Origin of the sequence: Serratia sp. ASV30, from assembly GCF_016428815.1 — a bacterium.
GTDB lineage: Bacteria > Pseudomonadota > Gammaproteobacteria > Enterobacterales > Enterobacteriaceae > Chania > Chania fonticola_C.
The window spans coordinates 165,597-186,837 of sequence record NZ_JAELTL010000001.1 but is presented as its reverse complement, the minus strand read 5'-3'; the positions used below and the strand labels follow the sequence as shown (position 1 = coordinate 186,837).

At 54.5% G+C, this 21,241-nt stretch carries 18 protein-coding genes; 4 read left to right on the top strand and 14 right to left on the bottom strand.

The genetic code is table 11. From position 1 onward, the window contains the following. Positions 1–422: 422 nt before the first annotated feature. The 6 genes from JHD74_RS00820 to rtcR form a co-directional block, all read right to left on the bottom strand. Positions 423–1,652 (bottom strand): lysozyme inhibitor LprI family protein, encoded by a 1,230-nt coding sequence (locus JHD74_RS00820; RefSeq protein WP_199061298.1) that lies wholly within the window; start codon positions 1,650–1,652, stop codon positions 423–425. 156 nt (positions 1,653–1,808) lie between these two features. After that, positions 1,809–2,765 carry a GTPase gene (yjiA, locus tag JHD74_RS00815; RefSeq protein WP_199061297.1) on the bottom strand — a complete coding sequence of 319 codons (957 nt, stop codon included), beginning with the start codon at positions 2,763–2,765 and terminating at the stop codon, positions 1,809–1,811. A gap of 23 nt (positions 2,766–2,788) precedes the next feature. Beyond that, a complete protein-coding gene (locus JHD74_RS00810) occupies positions 2,789–2,992 on the bottom strand; it encodes a YbdD/YjiX family protein (RefSeq protein ID WP_021179159.1) in 204 nt (67 codons plus the stop codon). 69 nt (positions 2,993–3,061) lie between these two features. Further along, positions 3,062–5,215, bottom strand: coding sequence for a carbon starvation CstA family protein (locus JHD74_RS00805; RefSeq protein WP_199061294.1), 2,154 nt, complete (start codon positions 5,213–5,215; stop codon positions 3,062–3,064). 200 nt (positions 5,216–5,415) lie between these two features. Further along, entirely contained in the window at positions 5,416–5,970 is a 555-nt protein-coding gene (gene idi, locus JHD74_RS00800; protein WP_199061292.1) for an isopentenyl-diphosphate Delta-isomerase, read from the bottom strand. 83 nt (positions 5,971–6,053) lie between these two features. Further along, positions 6,054–7,631 (bottom strand): RNA repair transcriptional activator RtcR, encoded by a 1,578-nt coding sequence (gene rtcR / locus JHD74_RS00795; RefSeq protein ID WP_199061289.1) that lies wholly within the window; start codon positions 7,629–7,631, stop codon positions 6,054–6,056. 189 nt (positions 7,632–7,820) lie between these two features. Between rtcR and JHD74_RS00790 the strand changes: the two genes are divergently transcribed. Further along, positions 7,821–9,044 (top strand): RtcB family protein, encoded by a 1,224-nt coding sequence (locus JHD74_RS00790; RefSeq protein WP_024531179.1) that lies wholly within the window; start codon positions 7,821–7,823, stop codon positions 9,042–9,044. Between the two features lie 4 nt (positions 9,045–9,048). Then, entirely contained in the window at positions 9,049–9,840 is a 792-nt protein-coding gene (locus tag JHD74_RS00785; RefSeq protein ID WP_199061287.1) for a nucleotidyltransferase domain-containing protein, read from the top strand. Positions 9,841–9,927: 87 nt separating this feature from the next. On the opposite strand, the gene JHD74_RS00780 is transcribed toward JHD74_RS00785, so the two are convergent. The 7 genes from JHD74_RS00780 to JHD74_RS00750 all read right to left on the bottom strand — a co-directional run bounded on the left by JHD74_RS00780 (position 9,928) and on the right by JHD74_RS00750 (position 18,280). Then, positions 9,928–10,692 carry an HNH endonuclease gene (locus JHD74_RS00780; RefSeq protein WP_199061285.1) on the bottom strand — a complete coding sequence of 255 codons (765 nt, stop codon included), beginning with the start codon at positions 10,690–10,692 and terminating at the stop codon, positions 9,928–9,930. A 162-nt stretch (positions 10,693–10,854) separates the two neighbouring features. Further along, positions 10,855–11,124, bottom strand: coding sequence for a hypothetical protein (locus JHD74_RS00775; RefSeq protein ID WP_037435676.1), 270 nt, complete (start codon positions 11,122–11,124; stop codon positions 10,855–10,857). Between the two features lie 248 nt (positions 11,125–11,372). After that, complete coding sequence (locus JHD74_RS00770) at positions 11,373–14,393, bottom strand: autotransporter outer membrane beta-barrel domain-containing protein (RefSeq protein ID WP_199061283.1); 3,021 nt, start codon at positions 14,391–14,393, stop codon at positions 11,373–11,375. A gap of 163 nt (positions 14,394–14,556) precedes the next feature. Then, a complete protein-coding gene (locus JHD74_RS00765) occupies positions 14,557–15,633 on the bottom strand; it encodes a YncE family protein (protein WP_199061281.1) in 1,077 nt (358 codons plus the stop codon). Between the two features lie 230 nt (positions 15,634–15,863). Then, positions 15,864–16,592 carry an RES family NAD+ phosphorylase gene (locus tag JHD74_RS00760; RefSeq protein WP_199061279.1) on the bottom strand — a complete coding sequence of 243 codons (729 nt, stop codon included), beginning with the start codon at positions 16,590–16,592 and terminating at the stop codon, positions 15,864–15,866. After that, positions 16,573–17,334, bottom strand: coding sequence for a hypothetical protein (locus tag JHD74_RS00755; RefSeq protein WP_074028424.1), 762 nt, complete (start codon positions 17,332–17,334; stop codon positions 16,573–16,575). The genes JHD74_RS00760 and JHD74_RS00755 overlap by 20 nt, the downstream gene beginning before the upstream one ends. Positions 17,335–17,458: 124 nt before the next feature. Continuing rightward, entirely contained in the window at positions 17,459–18,280 is an 822-nt protein-coding gene (locus JHD74_RS00750; protein ID WP_074028425.1) for a helix-turn-helix domain-containing protein, read from the bottom strand. 142 nt (positions 18,281–18,422) lie between these two features. Here JHD74_RS00750 and JHD74_RS00745 point away from each other — a divergent pair, with 142 nt between their 5' ends. Both JHD74_RS00745 and JHD74_RS00740 read left to right on the top strand, forming a co-directional pair. Beyond that, positions 18,423–19,301, top strand: coding sequence for a helix-turn-helix domain-containing protein (locus JHD74_RS00745; RefSeq protein ID WP_024531172.1), 879 nt, complete (start codon positions 18,423–18,425; stop codon positions 19,299–19,301). A gap of 178 nt (positions 19,302–19,479) precedes the next feature. Then, positions 19,480–20,400, top strand: coding sequence for a L,D-transpeptidase family protein (locus JHD74_RS00740; RefSeq protein WP_024531171.1), 921 nt, complete (start codon positions 19,480–19,482; stop codon positions 20,398–20,400). Between the two features lie 56 nt (positions 20,401–20,456). Here JHD74_RS00740 and JHD74_RS00735 read toward each other — a convergent pair whose 3' ends face one another. Beyond that, positions 20,457–21,173, bottom strand: a complete 717-nt coding sequence (locus JHD74_RS00735; protein WP_024527265.1) for a GntR family transcriptional regulator — start codon at positions 21,171–21,173, stop codon at positions 20,457–20,459. Between the last annotated feature and the right edge of the window lie 68 nt (positions 21,174–21,241).

The following is a 21,241-nucleotide window of genomic DNA, read 5'->3' as shown; positions in this document are numbered from 1 at the left end:
TCAGGTACAGAAGCTAGCCTATGGCACCGCATGCTTCGCTGTTTAGCATTCTCGGTATTGAGATCAGATGTGGGAGTTATTCCGTGGCACATTTGGTCCCCTCCTCCACAGGGAGAGGGAGCCAGTATGGCGCTGTAGTCAGGTACAGAAGCTAGCCTATGGCACCGCATGCTTCGCTGTTTAGCATTCTCGGTATTGAGATCAGATGTGGGAGTTATTCCGTGGCACATTTGGTCCCCTCCTCCACAGGGAGAGGGAGCCAGTACGGCGCTGTAGTCAGGTACAGAAGCTAGCCTATGGCACCGCATGCTTCGCTGTTTAGCATTCTCGGTATTGAGATCAGATGTGGGAGTTATTCCGTGGCACATTCGGTCCCCTCTCCCTTCGGGAGAGGGTTAGGGTGAGGGGCATCACGGTACTTATCAGTCCTCCGGTCCGCTCATCTCGCCGATAAAGTCCATTCTGTCACTGAGCCAGGTGTTCACTATCGCATCTGCGGCTTTAGCCGCATCGCTGGCCGAGAAATGCTTCTCGGTTTGCAACCAGCCCATGGTCGCCAGACGTGCTGGTTCAATGGCGACAAGCAACTGCTCGCGTTGTTCTTTCGGCCAAACCTTATCGTCAGACCAACTGCGGATTAGCTGTGCAGGATCGTCCGTGGCTGGCGTGCGCTGGCTTGGCTTAAGGAAATCCTCGGGGGAGACGGTGGCGCGCAGGCGGAACATGGCCCAATCGGCATAGCTGGCAAAGCGGATGGTACCGGAATTCTCACTGGCCTTGCCAATCATCGGTTCTATTGACTTGGTCAGTTGCTGCCAGGCTGGTCGTTCAAACAGATCGCCCTGCGGTGAACAAATGGGGGCCTGTGAATCACGAGACGATCCATATAATGCCCCAAAGGCTTCATAAGCCGCTGCGCCCTGCTGTTTGAAGATGAAACAATGCACATAGGGGCGGCCATCGGCATTTTCATACCCGGCTCGCTCAATGGTCATGCGTAAGAGCGTTAAAACCGCAACATCATGGCCGGTTTTGGGATCGTTTTCGATATCACGTAACACTGACTGGGAGAATGTGTCGTCGTTCATCGCCTTGATCACGCTTTGGTGCCTGGTTTCTACCTCGGCATCCGTGACCTTGCTGGCGGGGGCAAACTGATGCAGGTAAATCAGCCAGGCGGAGGCCAGCGGGCCGCGATACTGCTGCAACTGCTGTGCCGCTGCAGCCGGGTCTGCCGGAATGCTGGCAATGATGTTATCTAGTGCCGAGGCGGCCTGCTTGGCGGTATTCTGCAACTGGGCGGCGCGTTGGCTAAATAAATCGCTCAGGCAACTTTCCTGACCGTTGCAGGTATCCCGCTGCTTCAACCAGCTACGCTGCTCGGTGCGTAATGCGTCGGCCTGATCACTTGGCAGGCTTGCCATTGCTAACCGGTAATTTTCGGTCAGTTGGTTATCTAGGCTGCTCAGGTCTGGGCTATTGCAGATGCTATGCTCGATATCGCTGGTGGCTTTCTCACAATCGAAAGAAGCGGCGTGCGCTGCGGTGCTGGCCCCCAGAGTCAGGCTCAGGCAGAGCAACAAGCGCAATAAAGGATGGCCGGCGAATGTTGTATCACGGAGAGAGTTAGCGCGTTGAAGCCTGGCGATCATGCTGAGTTCCTTTTGGTTGGGTCTTTAACTTTGCTCCATATTACTTTATTGCATCTATACAATATATTAGGTGTGCTTTTATTATGTTTATGCAATAACTCCATGGTAAGAAAGACAGCGTTGGCAGTTCTAACACCCAACACCGTCTCCAACTCATCAACCCAGCGCAGCAAACCCAGAGCGGATTTCATCTTCCGGCAAATCGATGCCGATAAACACCATCGTGCTTTTGCACTCTTCTTCCGGCAGCCATTCACGGTCCCAGTCGGCGTTATACAGGCGTTGCACGCCCTGGAACAGCAGGCGGCGCGGTTCGTCCTTAATCGACAAAATCCCTTTGTAGCGCAGCAGGTTATCGGCGAACTTCAATAATAAGCCTTCCATCACTTCGGAAATCTGCATCAGCTCCAGCGGCTGGTCGTGATACACCACGATTGACTGGATATTATTTTGCGCTTGCGGAATGCGGCGGAAAACGGGGGGGGCCAGGTTGAGCTTATCGTTAAGCACAAAGCCTTCGATATCAAATAGCACGCCGAGATCGATATCACCGTGTGTCACCTTATATACCGGTGCGCGGGCGTTCATCAGTTGCAAACGCTGGATCAGCGCTTCGTTATCCGTTGCCACATCGGTCTTGGTCAGCAGGATACGATCGGCATAACCCACCTGTGCCTGCGAGATAGTGAACTGGTTCAACTGCTGATCGGCATGTACCGCATCCACCAGCGTGATAATCCCGTCCAGCAGGAAGCGTTGGCCGATGACTTCATGCGAGAAAAAGGTCTGAGTGATCGGGCCGGGGTCGGCCATGCCGGTGCATTCAATGATCAGCCGGTCAAACTCCAGTTGCCCCTTATCGACGCCGTCCAACAGATCCAGCAGCGCGTCTGCCAGTTCGTTGGATTTGCTGCAACAGATACAACCGTTGCTGAGGGTAGTGATGCGGCTGGCGCGGTCGCCAATCAGCGCGTTATCGATCGGCACCTCACCGAATTCGTTCTCGATGACGGCAATCTTGTAACCGTGGTTTTCATTCAGAATGTGGCGCAGCAGGGTGGTTTTGCCCGCGCCCAAAAAGCCCGTCAGGATGGTGACTGCAATGGGTTTCATGCCTGGTCCTTGTACTTACTTAACTAGCAACAGCGCATACCGCCTTTGCCATCGCCACCGTAGCGGGCATCCTGGCGTTCGCGGAAAAATTCTTTATAGGTCATCACCGGCTTGTCCGGATGGTTGTCTTTCATATGCTGGACGTAGGTATCGTAGTCAGGCACGCCCACTAACATGCGTGCAGCCTGCCCGAGATATTTACCCGCCTGGCCGAGGTTTCCGAACATGGGTTCACTCCAAAGAAAAATACCCTACATAACGTATTATCATTATGCAGGGTATCCATCAAATCACCATCAGTGGTGCGACGAAACTTTGACGCCACCCTCAGGAACCGGCACGTATGGTGTCTCCTGATCGGTGCGTTTCGGGTTTTTGTGCGCCGCCACGGCGGTTTTAATACCGAAGAAGATGATGCTGTACACCACCAGCAGGAACAGGATGCTCAAACCGGCGTTGGTGTAGTTGTTCACCACGATATGGTTCATGTTGGCAACCTGCTGTACGGTCAGTTCAGCACCGCCCTCGGTGATTTTATTTCTGTACAGGCTAGCCTGGTAGAAGAAGCCTTCCAGCTGCGGATTGTCGCTGAACAGCTTGAGGCAAATCGCGTAGGTGGTACAGATCAGCAGCCAAACGGCTGGGATCACGGTCACCCAGATGTACTTGGTGCGCTTCATCTTAATCAATACTACGGTGCTCAGTACCAGTGCTACGGCAGCCAACATCTGGTTGGAGATGCCGAACAGCGGCCACAGGCTCTTGACGCCGCCCAATGGATCGACCACGCCTTGGTACAGCAGGTAACCCCACAGGCCAACGCAGCCTGCAGTACCGGCAATACCGGCCACCAGCGAATCGGTTTTCTTCAGGAATGGCACGAAGTTACCCAGCAAATCTTGCAGCATAAAGCGACCGGAACGGGTACCTGCATCCAGAGCGGTCAGGATGAACAGCGCTTCGAACAGAATACCGAAGTGATACCAGAAGCCCATGTTCGCGCCAGGGATGACCTGATGGAACACGTGAGCGATACCGACTGCCAGAGTTGGCGCGCCACCGGCACGGTTCAGTACCGAAGGTTCGCCGATGTCTTTGGCCGTTTGCAGGATCTGCTCAGGGGTAATCACAAAGCCCCAGGAACTGACGGTTGCGGCAGCATGCGCGGAGACATCACGCAGAGAGGCCATGATCATCGGTGCATCTTCGGTGCCCAGACGGTGCAGGTCTGGCATGGTGATGCCCAGTGCCGCCGGTGGGGTGTTCATGGCGAAGTACAGGCCAGGCTCGATGATAGAAGCCGCGACCAGTGCCATGATGGCAACGAAGGATTCCATCAGCATGGCGCCATAACCGATAAAGCGGGAGTCCATTTCGTTGGCCAGCAGTTTCGGTGTGGTACCTGAAGCGATCAGCGCGTGGAAGCCGGAAACGGCACCACAGGCAATGGTAATAAACAGGAACGGGAACAGGGTGCCTTTCCAGACCGGGCCGGTGCCGTCAATGAACTGCGTTACCGCAGGCATTTTCAGCTCAGGGTTGAGGATCACGATACCGATCGCCAGCCCGACGATCACGCCGATTTTCAGGAAGGTGGCCAGATAGTCACGCGGAGCCAGGATCAGCCATACCGGCAGCAGGGCAGAAACGAAGGCATAACCAATCAGCGTATAGGTGATGGTGGTGTCTTTAAAGGTCAGCGCCGGGCCCCAGTATGGGTCGTGGGCAATCACGCCGCCGAACCAGATGGAGGCGATCAACAGCACGATACCGATGACCGACACTTCACCCACCTTGCCAGGGCGCAGGAAGCGCATGTACACGCCCATAAACAGCGCGATTGGCACGGTAGAACAGACGGTGAACACGCCCCATGGGCTTTCGGCCAAGGCTTTCACTACGATCAGCGCCAGCACCGCGAGGATGATGATCATGATCAGGAAGCAGCCAAACAGCGCGATGGTGCCAGGGATTGGGCCCATTTCCTTTTTGATGATCTCGCCCAACGAAGCACCGTTACGGCGTGAGGAGATAAACAGCACCATAAAGTCCTGTACCGCCCCCGCCAGCACCACGCCGCCTAACAGCCACAGCGTACCGGGCAGATAGCCGACCTGTGCTGCCAGCACTGGGCCAACCAACGGACCCGCACCGGCGATTGCCGCAAAGTGGTGGCCGAACAGCACGTTTTTATTGGTGGGGACGTAGTTCAGGCCGTCGTTGTTTACCACCGCTGGTGTAGCGCGGGTGGCGTCCAACTGCATCACCTTGGTGGCGATGTAGAGGCTGTAGTAGCGATAAGCCACCAGGTAGACCGCTACCGAAGCAACGATGATCCACAGTGCACTAATGCTTTCACCACGGCGCAATGCGATGACACCCAGGCAGGAAGCCCCGAGTATCCCCAGCAGCATCCATGGGAGGTGTTTTAAAATCCCCTCGCGTTTCATGAGGTATCCTTATCCTATCTGCAAAAATTGAGTGATAAATCCGATTCTTAGATGTCGGACATTTAGCTGTAGCGTCTTCCCCTGGTTAGGGTCAGGTTTAGGAACAGCTCATCATTGCCAGGCTGGATAGGGAAAGACATCTGAATTTCAGCCAGCGGTTTTATACGCTGGCGAACGGTTGGAATGGCGGGGTGAGTGGTTTAGGCAGAAGTGTGAGTGGCGAAGGCGATCAGGTTTTGCTCCGTTTTGGCATTCGCCAACTGCTGCCCCATCCAAGGGCTGAAGGCCCAGGGGGTTGCCGTTACCGCAGCGATCAACTCGCGTAAATCAATCCAGTGGAAGTCCATCACTTCATCTGCTCTGGCTGCAACAGCATCCTTAGCCAATGCCGCGTAAACCGGGCAGATTTCGTTTTCCATAATGCCGGAGGCGTCTGTCTCGCAGTAGCGGAAATCGGGGTCGATGGCGGTGATCTGTTCCACGCTCAGGCCCACTTCATACAAACAGCGTTGCTCGATGGCGTGTTCGGTGCTCTCCTGCCACTGCGGATGGCCACACACCGAGTTAGTCCAAACGCCGGGCCAGGCTTTTTTGCTCAGCGCTCGGCGGGTGATCAGCAACTCGCCCTGCGGGTTGAAGATCCAGGAGGAGAAAGCCAGATGCAGGGGCGTTTGTCGCTGGTGGGCCGCATATTTTTCCATCACGCCAGTGGGTTGACCTTGTTCATCAAGTAAAACGACATGCTGCTGGGTCATGAAAATTCCAATTTAATCGCGATGTACGACTATTACTATAACACCCGTCTCTCAATGTAGGGGGCACTTCATGCTGCGCCCATTCAGCCTCTATTTCGCACCTCATCCCAGCTCAGACCAAAGCGCGCCAGGTATTTACGCAGCCGGTCTGCATCGTTGGGCTGCTTTTTCTGCTGGCGCGAGACGGCAAACAGCTGTCTACCCGCTTCGGAAAGTGATGTGGAAGCTCGGCACACGTTAAGCACCGTCTCCAACTGGCTTTGCTCGAACAGATCGATATCGGCAAGCTCGACAGGTAATTGCACGCTGGTGTTCCCCTGCCAATGGGATTTCAGCCGGGCGATTTCTTCATCGACCAAAGGCTGGTTGATGCGCCCTTGCTCTGCCAACGTTGCCATGCGTGCGATGGAAGATCCCAGCTCACGGAAGTTGCCGCGCCAGACCGCCTGCGGGGAACGGGCAAAAGCCAGGTAACGCTGTCTGGCGTCTTTATCGAAACGGACCTGCGTCTGGTTACTGCGAGCAAAGCGTTGTAATTCGTAATCGATGTTCGGCTCGATATCTTCGCGGCGTTCAGCCAGGCCGGGCAGTGGGAAGGTCCACATATTGATACGGGCGTATAAATCCTCACGGAAACGGCCTTGAGCTATCCAGTCGCGCATATCACGATGGGTGCCGGCAATCAGCTGGAAGTCGCTGCTGGCTTCTTTATCGGCACCAAAGGGGAAGAAGGTTTTTTCCTCGATGGCTTTCAGTAACATCGCCTGTTCGTCTAACCCCAGCTCGGCGATCTCATCAAGGAACAGCACGCCGCCGTCGGCTTCACGCAGTAGGCCTGCTCGTGCCTGCAACGCACCGGTGAACGCCCCTTTCACATGGCCGAACAGGGTCGACATGGCGTTATCGCCGCGAAGGGTGGCACAGTTCACCGCGACAAAACGGCCTTTTACCAGATGGCGAGAATGCCGGAGTTGATAGATACGCTCGGCCAAAAAGGATTTCCCGGCTCCGGTGGGGCCGGTGAGCAGCATGGGCGCATTTGAACGCAGGGCGACGCGCTCAATCTGGTCGATCAGCGTGTTAAAGGTAGCGTTGCGCGTTTCAATACCGGCTTTGAGGAACGACACCGAGCGCTGTTGCTCATGCAGGAATCGGCTGGTGAGGGCGGTATAGCGGCTGAGATCAAGATCGATCACCGAGTAAATCCCTTGGGGAGACGGGCGATCGGCTTTGTCACCGGGGGCGGTTTGCAGTAGTTGAGCAGGCAGGTATCGTGCCTCTGTTAGCAGGAACCAGCAGATCTGTACCACATGGGTGCCGGTGGTGATATGCACCAGATAGTCTTCGTTCTCGGTATCAAACGGATAGCGGCTGGCGAAATCCAGAAAGGCGCTGTACACCTCTTCCAAATCCCAGGGATCTTTAAGAGCCACTTCCTGTAACACCACCTGAGTGGCTGGCGAAACCGCTACGATATCTTCCGCCACCTGCTGCGCCATGCCTTTATCGCGCGGCTGATGCAGCAGCTCCAGGCGAACGATCGGCAGATCGGGCTGCTGGCACAGACCCACCGTTGGCCGCCATTTGCTCCAGCGGTTTTCCCGTTTGCCACGTTTATCCAGCGTGGTGCCCAGCACTCCAATCACAACCCTGCGCTTCATATTATCCCTTGCGATAAAATACTATCCTGAAAGATAAAATACCGGCTTGTTGGCAACATCGCCAGTCATCTGTGATTAATTATTTATTGGTTAAATATCAATTAATTGTATTTTTAATGGGTGTTTTTGACCGAGTTGGCACGCCTTTCGCTATATCCACTACGTCAAAAGAAAAAGGATGACTAAAGAATGAAGAATAATTATGAGTTGATGGCACCGGTTAATAGCGCACCGATCAAAATGTGGACACAGGGCGTGCCCGTAGAGCCAGAAGCGCGTGAGCAGTTGCTGAATACGGCGAAAATGCCGTTTATTTTTAAACACTTGGCGGTGATGCCGGATGTGCATTTGGGTAAGGGTTCCACCATTGGTAGTGTGATCCCTACCCGTGGCGCGATTATTCCGGCGGCCGTTGGCGTGGATATTGGTTGCGGCATGATTGCGGTGCGTACTTCGCTGGTGGCCGCCGATCTGCCGGATAGCCTGGCTGGGCTGCGTAGCGCCATCGAACAGGCAGTGCCGCATGGCCGTACCTCGACCCGTTCAAGAAGAGATAAAGGGGCCTGGGAAACTCCACCGCAAACGGTCGATCAGCATTGGGCCACTTTGCTGCCGCGCTTTAAGCGCTTGACCGACAAATATCCGCAGTTGCTGAAAACCAACAATTATCAGCATCTGGGAACGTTGGGAACGGGTAACCACTTTATCGAAGTCTGCCTGGATGAAACGCAGCAGGTGTGGGTGATGCTGCATAGCGGTTCCCGTGGCGTGGGGAATGCCATCGGTTCGCTATTTATTGCTCTGGCGCAGCAGGATATGCAACAGCATATCGCTAACTTGCCGGATCGTAACCTGGCCTATTTCGAGGAAGGTAGCCAGCATTTTGACGATTACATGGAAGCCGTGGGTTGGGCACAGGATTTCGCCCGCCATAATCGGGAAGTGATGATGGAGCACGTGCTGGCGGCGCTGTCGCGTATCGTGACCAAACCGTTCACTACCCAGCAAGAGGCCGTGAACTGCCACCATAACTATGTGCAGCGTGAGACGCACTTTGGTGAGCCGGTGTTGGTGACGCGTAAAGGGGCCGTGTCTGCGCAGAAAGGCCAGATGGGGATCATCCCTGGCTCTATGGGGGCGAAAAGCTTCATCGTGCGCGGATTGGGTAACGAAGAGAGTTTCTGCTCTTGCAGCCATGGCGCAGGCCGCACCATGAGCCGTACGGCGGCAAAAAAACGCTTCACCGTGGCCGATCAGATCCGGGCAACCGAACATGTGGAATGCCGTAAGGACAGCGAGGTGATCGATGAGATCCCAATGGCTTATAAAGATATCGATGCGGTGATGGCGGCACAGTCCTCACTGGTGGAAATCGTCCATACCCTGCGTCAGGTGGTATGCGTAAAAGGATAACGTGATGGAACAGCGAGTAAACGGCGTGGATAGCGCCATGCGGGAAAGAGTCCGGCAGGTGCTGGGCGAGGTGGAAAAGCGTTACGACGTGCGGGTGCTTTATGCCTGCGAATCCGGTAGCCGCGGCTGGGGCTTTGCCTCGCCGGACAGCGATTACGACGTGCGCTTTTTGTATGTCCACCCGCCGGAATGGTATTTACGGGTGGAGCCACACCGGGATGTGATCGAACTACCAATCGATCATGAATTGGATGTCTGTGGCTGGGAATGGCGCAAGGCGCTTGGTCTGCTGAAGCGGGCCAACCCAACGTTGATCGAGTGGTTGGATTCACCGGTGGTATATCAGGAAGCCCCTGAGAGCGTTGCGGCGTTGCGAGGTGTAGTGCCTGAATGGTTCTCCGCGCAGCGGGCGCGTTGGCACTACCTGTCGATGGCCAGGAAAAACTTCCGTGGCTATTTGCAGGGGGAGCAGGTACGGCTGAAGAAATACTTCTACGTGCTGCGCCCGTTGCTGGCGGTGCGCTGGATAGAAGCGGGCAAGGGCGTGCCGCCGATGCGTTTTGACCAACTGTTGGCTGACACGGTGGAAGATCCGCTGCTGTTGGCGGAAATCCATGCATTACTGGCGGCGAAACGGCGCGCAGGCGAGGCGGAGTACGGCCCGCGTAGGGAAAGGATCCACGCGTTTATCACGCAGGAACTGACGGCGGATGCTCGGCAGGAAGCCTTGCCCGACAGCCCGGCCCGCAGCGACAAATCGCTGGATGAACTGCTTTATCGCACGGTGATGGTGTAATCAACCGGGGAGAAAGAAGGCTCCCCGGTAATGCCAAGGTTAGCTTGGGCCACATAGACTCGATCGTCGGGGCGTAGCAGGTTGCACCTAGTTTTTAGCGATAAAGATGTTCTGCCGATGATAGGCCAACTGGTGGGCATCCGGAGGGAAGTCTATTGGCAGCCTTAGCCTGCGACCTTCATATTTGGCAAAGTTCTCTTCGCTGATGGCGCTTTTCAGTTGTTTAAGGCGCGGCGAAAGCACCAGCTCAAGGTGTTCATTAAAGGTGATTAACCCGCGATCGAACGCTTTGTCGTGCAGGTTGGACAGACATAAGCCGTTGTTGGGGTTGAGCCGATGTTCAACGGTATGCTTCCACGGGCGGATATGGCTGGCGACCAGCAGCATCGGTTCTTCCAGTTCGGTCAGGCAACAGCGATTTTCATAGGCATCCAGCACCCGTTTGCGAAACAACTGCTGACCAACACGCGCATTGATGATGGTGGTTCTTTCTCTGCCACTGAAATCTTCTATTGCGCTGTCACGTAAGGCGGTGACCGGAGGCTCCAACTCTGTCATTGCCAATTGGCACTGCCGTTCAAAGGTGTCACTGTCGAGGTTCATTTCCTGCCATAGCGCTTCATCTGCTTTGGATGCCCCTGTCAGTCCACGACGGCCAGAGTTAACGATAAACGGATCCAGACTGGCGATATTCACTAACTTCATTGCCAATGCGGAAGGTGAGCGGCCGATTAACCCAGCATAGTGGATAATGTCGGGGTTTTTGGCGTGCAATTTACCAAAGGGGATTTGGCTGTATAGCGTAAAAGCGACCAGCAACTGTTCCCGCGTCCAGAGATTTACGGCAGCCATCAGGGCCTCGTCGTGGCATAACTTAATGGTGTTAGTTGAGCCACTTACTATGCCAGGCACATTGGTTATTGCCTACTTTCATCGATAACTTTCAGCGCCGCTACGTGGCGAGCCGGTGAATAAACGCCTGCAGCTCAGGAGTCCGTGGATTTTTGCCAGGGATTAACGACGTCCTGGATGACCTTTTCCATGATCCTTCCCATACCCATGTTTATCACCGCCTTTGTGATCACCTCTGTTACCATGCTCCTTGCGGGGCGGCACTTTATGACCCTTATCGTCGTCACCATCACTTAGCAGTGCCAATGCGACCAGTGCACCTAGCCCGATCACCACACCGGTGATCGCGACCTCATCATTGGTCATATTGGCACAACCCACCGTCGACAAACACAGCAAACCAATCAGCGGATTTCTCAAAGACTTAACCATGATCATTGATCCTTTTTACGGCCAGTTAGCTATCCATTCAAACTACCGATACCGTAGGACATTGCGATCGCGGGCTCAAGATAAGCTCAGGTAAATTAAGTGATAAGCTTCGTCAAGGAACTTGACGTGGATTGACATTAGCGGGGAGAAGCTCGAAGTTGTGGTAAGTGCAGCAGCTAATATATGGCATGTTACATCCCCTCACCCTTTGTAAGAGGATGAAGGGATGTAACGGTTTGAATAGACGATCAAAAACGCCAGATAAAGCCAGCGTTCACGCGGTTATCCTGATGGTTTTGCGAGACAAGGCCACCATATCCCAGCGTCAGTGTCGCATCTTTGCTTACGGCAACTTCCGCACTGGCTTTTACCACCGCGCCATCACGGGAGACCGGCACGCTGTCGACCACCAACGCTGAGCTGCTGCCACTGAACATCAGCCTGGTGCCACGATCCAAATCGCTATACTGGTGCTGCCAACCCAATTCACCGCGCAGCATGACAGTCTGCACCTGGGTATCGGCACGTAGTCCCAGCGTTGAGACAGTGGCATCCGTATGCTGTTTATCACCATGCAGTGCCGCAGCTCCGCCATCTTCGTTAATGCCGTTATTCTGGAAATTGATGTAAGCCAGATTGGCGAAAGGTTCTAGGTTAACTTCTGCTGCCTTCAAGCTGTAGCCCGCTTCGGCAAACACTTGTTGGGTACGTGCGCTGTACTTGGCGGTCTGGTTATCCGACTGCGCCCCGTAATTGACGTTGCGAGAGGTATCAATACGATGCCATGTATAGGTACTGCCCGCACGCAGAGCCAGATCGCCGAGCTGTTTACCTCCGTACACGCCTAAGTGATAGTTATCACTGTTCGCGTTAGCGCCATAACCTCCATCCAGTGACGTGCGCGTATATCCAGTCGAAATGCCCAGTTGCCACTCTTCGCTATAGGTTGAATCCAGCCCCATCAAGATCCCGTAGGTAGAGGCTTGATAGCCTGTAGCATTGGCGTCACCAGAGGCGTGATCCCATGCTCCCAGGAATTGCGCCCATGCTCCCCCTTCGTTCACCTTGATGTCTGGTGAACGGGTCAACCCTTCACTCTGGCGTAAACGTTCGTTCAACGCATCGCGCAGGTAGCGGCTGTCATTCATCTGTGCCGAAGCTATGTCGGCATGAATTTGCCCGGACAACTGACGGTAGGCCTGCCGTGCCTCCCAAGGTGTGCTGCTGGTCAGAATACTTTCGTAGACCGAGTTACCGGCACCTAAGGTATCCGCCGCCATCGCTAACGCCCGCTCGTTAGGCGTTTGTGCCACATCGGCGAAAGCGGTGGCGTTGCGGCCCACGTTCAACGTGATCTGCGTAGGCTGATAATTGAGTGTGGTGCCCAGGAACAGATAGTCGGGCTGCACATTGTCAAACTGGCCGCTGATACCCTGTTGAGCCGTCAGAATGCGGTACTGCTTGCCTAACAAGCTGTGCGCTTCGCCTTGGCTAAGCAGGTTGCCGCTGTTTTCCAGAGAGACCTTCACATCTCCACCCTTCAAGATGGCGGATCCGGTACTTTGGATAACATCGCTGCGTCCATCGGCGGCAATTTCTACCGCATAGGTTGAGCCTGATGCAAAGGTGACATCATTCGCTACCTGCAAGGTGCCAATCGAGTTGCCTGGTGCGATAACGGCACCGGACTGCGCGGTCAACGCTCCTACGGTACCGGAACCGCCCAGTAACGCACCATTCTCGACGGTGACGGAGGAATGCCCATGATCGCCATTGACGATCAGCGCACCTCCGGCCACCGTCGTGGAGCCAGAGAAACTGTTATTGCCTGTCAGCTCAAGGATCCCTGAACCATTTTTGACAAAGCTGCCGTTGCCAGCAATATCATTGCCCCAGCTGTCGTAGGCGTTGAAACCGCCTTGGCTGGCATCCATGGTGACTGACACATTGCCATTAAAGGCTCCGTACCCGTCGGCTGCAGCATAGAGATTGAGCCGTGCCCAACCTGAACCGTTGTCGAGCGCATGGCCGGATTCGATCTCCGTGGTGGCAAGAACATCACGACGCTGCTCGGCGGTCAGGTAAGGAAAACGGCTGGCTATCAGCACTTCTGCCCCAACAGGTACTACCGGAGCCAGATCGGTTGGGCCTACTGGCGTTAGGCCGTAGGTCATGCGGTAGAGGTAGTCGGCCTTGTTCTGCGCTGCTGTGGCCTGGCGTTCTGCTCTATCGGTAGCGGAACATTCTGCAATCGTGCTTTGGCAGCCTTGTTCCAGCAATGTGCGTAGATCCGTCTGTGCGGCCGAGATCAACCCTTGGAAATCAGTGGTGGTGGTCATCGGCGAGCCCAACATGCTCGAGATGTTTTGCCCCAGATAGTCAGGGTTGTTGTTGAGCATCTGTGCGAGGGCGTAGGTTGCCATGATGCGTGCGCCGATGACATCCAGCGCATAATGCACGCCCAGGGTGATACGGCTGTTACCGTATTGCGAGCCACGCAACAGAAATTCCTGGAAGCGTTCAGGCACCATCTCGGCAAACAGCAACGTGCTGGCGAAACCAAAAGCCGAGTGGCCGCTTGGGAAAGAGGCATTCCCCTTGACGGTCGGCAGAATGGCTACCGCAGAATTGGTCTCAACCCCGAAGAAATCGGGCGCACTGAAACTTTCTATTCTGTCTGGAGCAACCTGCACAGGGCGTGAGTTGCCGACGGTATTACGATTTTCGTCCAATGGTTGGTAAGCCAGATCGTAAACGTTATAGACACCGCCCACTGGCAGACTGATGCCGGTAGCAGGTAGTGCCGGGTTACCGTTGGCGCTGCCATTGGCGTAATAATTTTTGGCGAAGCTGGAGTCCGCTTGGATCAGCGCATTGACCTGCGTGAATAGAGCTTCAAAATTTTTGGAGAATGTCGTTGCCGAGTAAGTGGCGGCGTTGATGCTGTTATGCGCGGAGAAAATGTCATTCATTTTCGGTCCAAGCGCATTGGCTACCAGTAGGCCGTTACTCATCGAGCCGATCAGTGCCGCGATAGTATTGTCGGAGATGGCTCTGGCACGCTGAGCGTCGGAAGCCTGATTGTTGATGGTGATAGACGTACTGAGGTTGTCGGCCAAGGCATGGCGCCCAGCCTCGCTGTTGTTAAGCTGACTGAATCCAGAGATTAGCCCGGTTGCTTCGAGGGTCCTGGTTTCTGCCGCGCAAGCAGGATCCAGCGAAAGAAACACGGCCATAGTCAGTGCAGATACTGCTGTTTTTTTTAGCATTTTCGATCATCCCTAATAACCTTGTAAATTGGCAAGGCAATTAAGTAACAGCTTTTGATGACGTTTTTATTAACAAACAGAGAGAGAATTGGCCAGAAAACGATCGGGCAGAAGGGAGGTAGCGCCGCCCTCTTTATTGGGCGGGGGGCAGCGCTTGGGCAGATTATTTCAACGTAATGCGGATCACGTCATCTGGATCGGTGGCTTCTTTTTCACGGCTTGAAGCCTGCTTCACGCTCACGTACAGCGTCTTACCATCTGGTGACAGTGCCAGGCTGTTCGGATGCGTTGGTGTCTTGATGGTTTCCAACAGCTTGTAGCTCTTGGCGTCGATCACGCTCACGGTGCCCGCTTGGCGATGAGTAACGTACACTTCATTGCGTGCTGGGTTAAACAACACGGCCAGGGATTCCGGCACGTCGATCTTCTGCAGAATGTTGCCGTTGTTGGTATCAACAACCAGTACCTGCGGCTGCTTGGAATCGGTGATGAACGCACGGTGGGTTGCCGGATCCAGGCTGATATTCAGGAAGAAGTGCTCCTTCGACTCATCCAGCTTCTTACGTGACAGCACCTTGTTGGTTTTGGTATCGATAGTCACCAACTCGCCATCGGCATTGGTCACATACAGGCGGCTTGCCGCTGCATCCAGCGCCAGGCCGGTACCGTATTTACCGGTTTCGGTGATGGTGGTGCGCAGAGTCAGATCCTTGCCATCCACAACCCAAACCACGCTGGACTCGCCCAAGCCGGTGATGTAGACGGTGTCTGTGGTCGCGTCTGCCACCAGCTCACGTGGGGCCAATGGTTTCACGGTATCAGAGCGTTTACGCGCATCCAGCACCAGGCGGCCTTTCACTTCGCCGGTTTTGCCGTCGATCGCGGTCAGCGAGTTACTGGTGGTGTTACCAAAATAGAGAGTATCGGTCTTGGTGTTGATGGCGGCACTGAACGGTTTGATATCGTTATGAATGATCTGCGTGATATCCAGCGTTTGTGGGTCAAGGCGATAGACGATGCCGCCCTTATCCAGCTTGCGGCTCTGTGACGTTGCCAGATACAGCGCATTCTCGCCCTGGCTGTACACCATCTCGTAAGCGCCTTTACCTACCGGCTTACGCAGCAGTTCCGTTTCTGTCTGTGCCAGTACAGAGGTGGAAAACATCAGGCTGCTGAGAAGCAACAGAGGGTAAACCGCACGTCCGCCAAACTTACGGCTGGTGGTCATCATAGCGTTCATAAAAGCTCCATTTGATCAAAATACAGGCCGCCACCGGGCTGCTGCTCGGTGGCTAAATCGGGCTCAACATTGAATCGAAAGCAAAATCTGGCCGGTCATGTCATTGCATGCGGCTCACTATATTTGTGAATGATAATCATTATTCTTACGGAAGGGGAGCACTTTTGTTGCTTGGGGCGATAAGAGTCACGTTTAGGGCAATCAGAGAGAAGAGAATATCCGGCCAGTGTCTACTCTTCGGTCAGGATCAGGCCCAGACGCTCGGCGGTCTTTTGGATAATTTGGCCAATGGCTTTATGGCTGAGGAGACGGCTTGAGGGTTCGGCTATCGAGAGTTCACTATCCATGACCCGTTGGCCGCCAAACAGGATCATGGCAAAATGATCGTCATTTCTTTTTGAGTACCACTTCATTCCGTCAACGTTATGATGCTGTTGATAAATAGCCTGTGACCAGGCTCGGGTTTGCGAGTATTCGAGCTGGGTACTGCCGATCAATTCATCGCGATCGATGCCCATATAGAGACAATCCTGTGCTCGGCAACTGACGACGTTCAGATCCCGCTCCAGTTTCAGCTGGATGTAATGCATATGGGTAAATGGGCGTAAATCGAAAAATTCTGTTTTGCCGGTGGCGACCACATCGTGAAAAACCGATTCCGCGATAGCGGCTTCGCAACTGCTGGCCAGGTACATGGTGGGGATCAGATCCAAAGCTGCATCCCTGATAGGGCTGAAACGGGCTCCGTACTCATGGGGAAGCAATATTTTGCCGGGATTAAAACTGTCTCCGGGGTACTGCGCATCATGGCAGCGATGTAACACCGTGCCTTTGGGAATGACTTCGATTCTTACCCGCAGGGTCTTGCCAGGGACGGCTATCTTGCGGCCAAGAAAAACGGGTGAACCAAAATCTTCCTTTTTGGGCTCACCCTTCTGTTTAACTTTGCTCTGCTCCATCGACGATCCTTTTCGCTTCATATTCCGCCGCCGCAATCACATTGGCCGGATATGACTGCAACATTTCCATGGGGCGGCGGCCAGCCAACAGGTTGTTTGACGTCGCGAACCACTGGGCAAGCCCCCAGCCGTGTTTCAGGTTTTTAAAACTGGCGAGTAACACTGCCATCACGGGGAGAGGACGATAGTTATCATCCAGCGCATAACGGGGAAAGAGTTGTGTTGCTCCTTTCTTCAATGAAAATATGCGGTTATGGCTTTTCCATTTGCTTGGCTGGGCCGAGGGATTCTCGGTAGCAAAGCCTGCCAGATGGGAAATCTGCTCTGCCGTGAGCCATTCGCTGGCCGCCAGGATGTGCTCACGCCCGCGTTCCACCTTGGAAATATCAACCAGCCCGCTGTGGTTGACGGGCTCTTGTGTATCCCGCGGAAGAATTATCCTGGCAGTGTCATCCGGATTGATCTGTTGCTCCAGGCTATGAAACATGGCTTCAAAACGTGTCTCGTCGATGTGGCAAACGTCGCCATGATCATTTTCAGCTTCTCTAACCTGGCGGAGAGTTTGCAACATGATTTTCAGGTGTTCTTCAACCACACCGAGAGACGTTGAGTTGTCTATATCAACTTTCAGCTGAAAGAAAGGCTTCTGCGCCTTCATTTTCCTTTTACTGATGACCATCTGCAGCCCATCTTCCCTGATCCTGAGGCCATCTCTGTTGATGTCGATTTCTCGGGCCAGCATTCTCTTCTCCTGTTAGCTAAAGCTAACCGTTTTAACTATTCTAACCAAACTATCCTCAGTTATAGCAGGTTGTGTAAGAATTAACCAGCTCAGATGCAGCAACATGATCGGCCGAAGTGCGGGCTTACAGCCTTATCGCACCAGCAACCGCCTGATCTGCAGCAGCTTTTTCCGCCAGATAACGGGCCGGAGGCTTACCTACCGCTTTACGGAACATGGTGACAAAACCGCTGGCGCTCTCGTAGCCGAGATCTAACGCCACGGTCTGGACGCTTTCCCCCTGCGTTAAGCGTTGCAGAGCCAGCATCACATGTAACTGTCGCCGCCAGTGGCCAAAGCTCATGCCCATCTGCTGTTGCAGCGTTCGGCTGAGCGAACGCTCGCTCATGCCAATGCGTTGCGCCCACTGGCCCAGCGTGGATTTATCGGCCGGGTTGGCCAGCAGTTGCTCGGTCAATTGGCGGATGCGGGCATCATTGGACACCGGCAGGTGCAGGTTCTCCAGCGGCGCGGCGGCCAGTTGATCCAACAAAACCTGCGCAATGCGGCCTTCCGGACCCTCTTCCGGGTAGAGAATATCGAACTGGCTGGCCTGCAACAGCAGTTCTCGCAGCAAAGGGGACACCGTCAGGGTGCAGCAGTTTTGCGGCAAACCAGGGATGGCGTCTTGCTCAACGAAGAGGCAATAGCACTCGCTTTGGCTGGTGGCGCGCGCGTTGTGGCTGACGTTACTTGGCATCCACAAGGCACATTGTGGTGGCACCAGCCACAGGCCATTTTCAACCTCGCAGCGGATCATGCCGCGCACCGTGTAAATCAATTGCGCCTTGCGGTGGCGATGATGGATGCATTCCCAGTCTTTCTGCACGCTTGATGCCTGAACCGCGAAGATGGCGCGTGGCACGTTATCGATATCGGGTCTGGGATCCTGGCAAGTGGCTTTCATGAGAACAATTATCATATTGGCGTATTTGAGCAATATTATGTCTTGATTGTGCAATGTGGTCTAGCGCCAACGTCGATAGAGTAAGCGCCACTGGCGTGTTTTGTGGTAACACGCTCATGACCGACAACGCAGAGGAGAGGCCATGCATCAGGAAAATGTTATCAGTCAGCTTCTGGCCTGGATTGAGCAAAGCCTGGATCAGCCCTTGACGCTGGACAGCATCGCGGCTAAATCCGGCTATTCCAAATGGCACCTGCAACGGATGTTCAAGCAGCACACCGGCGAAGTGTTGGGGACCTATGCCCGGCGAAGAAGGTTGACGGCGGCGGCACGTGAGTTGCGCCTGACCAGCGCCACGGTGGCCTGTATCGCAGATAAATACCAGTTCGATTCCCAGCAGACCTTCACCCGTGGATTTAAAAAACAGTTTGGTTTGCCACCGGCGGCTTATCGTCGCAGCGTGGACTGGCCTAGTTATGGCTTGCAACCGCCGTTGAATATGACCAACGAGCCAATGCCAGAGGCGGAGATTATAGTGTTGCCTTCGATGAAACTAGTCGGCCATACGCAGCAGGGTAGCTGCACGCTGGGGCAATTGGGGCTCTCGAAAAAGCTGCTACGCCAACATGCCTGGCGGCATTTGTTGCATCCGGAACAGGGATTACCCGCCGTCGCGTATGGCCTGATGAGCCTCAAGGCGGACACCCAGCAGCGGGATCGTCAACAGATGGTGTATACGGCGGCACTGCCAGAGGAAGAGGCGGCAGGTGAAACGGTGACGATCGAACCCGGAGAGTATGCCCGCTTTGCCTATCAGGGGCAGGTTGCAGGGCTACAGAACTTTATCGCCCGGCTGTATGACACGGCCATTCCGCAGATGAATGCGGTACGGCGACCAGGGCAGGATATTGAGCGTTTTTACCCGGCATTGGGCGTTTGTTACGGTGACGATCAGGCGGCGATCAGCTGTGAATATCTTATCCCGATCCGCCGTGGCGAAGAGGGCAGTGGGCTACGCTAGGGCAGGAATTTACCAAAAGGACACTATTCCCTACATCCGGCTACAAAAAAGTGAGGTATTTGCGCTAGTAATGTTTCCATCTTGGCGGCAAGTGCACATATAATGCGCATCCGGTCAAACCAGGCCGGGCAGAACACATACCATTTTTAGCCAGTGCGGCCACCACTTTACTACGAAGATGAAAATGAGCATTCGCGCGTTATTAACCCTGTTTACCGCTCTGGTTGCATTCAGCCAGGCTGCCTTCGCCGTTGTATACCCTTTGCCCGCCAAAGACAGCCGTCTGGTTGGGGAAAATATTCAGATCACCGTGCCTGCAGACAGCAAACTGCCGCTGGAGAGCTTTGCGGCTCAATACCAGATGGGCTTGAGCAACATGCTGGAAGCTAACCCTGGCGTTGACCCGTTCCTGCCGCTGCCAGGCAGCACGCTGACCATCCCACAGCAGTTGATCCTGCCTGACGCCCCGCGTGAAGGCATCATCATCAACAGCGCAGAAATGCGTCTGTACTACTACCCGAAAGGCACCAAGACCGTCGTGGTACTGCCGATTGGTATCGGCCAGTTGGGTAAAGATACGCCGCTGAACTGGGTCACCACCGTACAACGCAAGAAAGCAGGCCCAACCTGGACGCCAACCGCTAAAATGCGCGAAGAGTACGCCGCCGATGGTGAAATCCTGCCAGCGGTATTCCCGGCAGGCCCGGATAACCCGATGGGTCTGTACGCCCTTTATGTTGGCCGTCTGTATGCGGTCCATGGAACCAATGCCAACTTCGGTATCGGCCTGCGCGTGAGCCACGGCTGTGTGCGTCTGCGTGCTGACGACATCAAATACCTGTTCGACAGCGTACCGGTAGGTACTCGCGTGCAGTTCATCAACGAGCCGGTGAAGGCCTCCGTAGAGCCAGACGGTTCACGTTACCTGGAAGTGCACAACCCGCTGTCTGCCAACGAAGATGAGCTGAAGTCGAAAGAGCCAGTGCCAATCACCATCACCGCGCCGGTTGGCAAAGTGCTGATGGATCCAGCCGTTGACCAGAGCGTCGTGGACGCGGCCATCAAGGCACGTTCCGGTATGCCGGTTAAAGTGAACTGATTTTTGCTATTGTGATAAAAAAGACGCTCTCGGGCGTCTTTTTTTATGGGAAAAACTCAGCGTATCCGCTTGGCCACCAGAGTGAACTTGTAATCTTCGCTTTTAAAGAAGTTGCGGCTGAACTCAAACACCGTGCCGTCGTTGAGAAAACCGGTGGAGACCTTCTCCAGGATCGGTTTCTGCGGATCTATTCCTAACGCCTTCACCACATCTTCGCTTGGCATTACTGGGATGATCTCCTGCTCGCTACGGTCAATGACCCGCTTTTTGACCTGTTCGATGTAGTGATATTTGGATTTCTGCATCACCTCATAGCTGAGGTCGGGGAACAGTGCCAGCGGCATCCAGGTCTCTTCCAGCGTCACTGGTTTTTGCTTGATATAGCGCACCCGTTTGACGTAATACACCTTGTCTTCAGTGGTCAGGTGCAATGCTTCGGCGATGGTTGGGCTGGCCTTGGCGACTTCAAAGATCAGCACGTCGCTGTGGGTTTCCACGTTGCGATCCGCCAGCTTTTCATAAAAGCTGGTGAGCTGATAGATATCGTAATTCACCTTCTCTTCTTTGACGTACCAGCCGCTGCCCTGAATGCTCTCAATCACCTGTTCTTCGGTCAGTAATTTCAACGCCTGGCGCACCGTTACCCGGCTGACGTTGTACTGTTCGCGCAGTAAAGCCTCGGTCGGTAACGCATCGCCGGGCTTGAGTTCACCATCGGCAACCTGTTGGCGCAGGGTATCCGCAATCTGGCGATAAATAGGCTTTTTGCTCACGCTTTGGTGTCCCCGGCTGGTTGTTGGATCTGCTGTGCGCATTCTAGCCCCAGGCCAGGGATAAACAA

Coding starts and splice junctions, on each gene's coding strand:
- JHD74_RS00820 (WP_199061298.1), bottom strand. CDS start 1,652: ATGATCGCCAGGCTTCAACGCGCTAACTCTCTCCGTGATACAACATTC.
- yjiA (WP_199061297.1), bottom strand. CDS start 2,765: ATGAAACCCATTGCAGTCACCATCCTGACGGGCTTTTTGGGCGCGGGC.
- JHD74_RS00810 (WP_021179159.1), bottom strand. CDS start 2,992: ATGTTCGGAAACCTCGGCCAGGCGGGTAAATATCTCGGGCAGGCTGCA.
- JHD74_RS00805 (WP_199061294.1), bottom strand. CDS start 5,215: ATGAAACGCGAGGGGATTTTAAAACACCTCCCATGGATGCTGCTGGGG.
- idi (WP_199061292.1), bottom strand. CDS start 5,970: ATGACCCAGCAGCATGTCGTTTTACTTGATGAACAAGGTCAACCCACT.
- rtcR (WP_199061289.1), bottom strand. CDS start 7,631: ATGAAGCGCAGGGTTGTGATTGGAGTGCTGGGCACCACGCTGGATAAA.
- JHD74_RS00790 (WP_024531179.1), top strand. CDS start 7,821: ATGAAGAATAATTATGAGTTGATGGCACCGGTTAATAGCGCACCGATC.
- JHD74_RS00785 (WP_199061287.1), top strand. CDS start 9,049: ATGGAACAGCGAGTAAACGGCGTGGATAGCGCCATGCGGGAAAGAGTC.
- JHD74_RS00780 (WP_199061285.1), bottom strand. CDS start 10,692: ATGGCTGCCGTAAATCTCTGGACGCGGGAACAGTTGCTGGTCGCTTTT.
- JHD74_RS00775 (WP_037435676.1), bottom strand. CDS start 11,124: ATGGTTAAGTCTTTGAGAAATCCGCTGATTGGTTTGCTGTGTTTGTCG.
- JHD74_RS00770 (WP_199061283.1), bottom strand. CDS start 14,393: ATGCTAAAAAAAACAGCAGTATCTGCACTGACTATGGCCGTGTTTCTT.
- JHD74_RS00765 (WP_199061281.1), bottom strand. CDS start 15,633: ATGAACGCTATGATGACCACCAGCCGTAAGTTTGGCGGACGTGCGGTT.
- JHD74_RS00760 (WP_199061279.1), bottom strand. CDS start 16,592: ATGGAGCAGAGCAAAGTTAAACAGAAGGGTGAGCCCAAAAAGGAAGAT.
- JHD74_RS00755 (WP_074028424.1), bottom strand. CDS start 17,334: ATGCTGGCCCGAGAAATCGACATCAACAGAGATGGCCTCAGGATCAGG.
- JHD74_RS00750 (WP_074028425.1), bottom strand. CDS start 18,280: ATGAAAGCCACTTGCCAGGATCCCAGACCCGATATCGATAACGTGCCA.
- JHD74_RS00745 (WP_024531172.1), top strand. CDS start 18,423: ATGCATCAGGAAAATGTTATCAGTCAGCTTCTGGCCTGGATTGAGCAA.
- JHD74_RS00740 (WP_024531171.1), top strand. CDS start 19,480: ATGAAAATGAGCATTCGCGCGTTATTAACCCTGTTTACCGCTCTGGTT.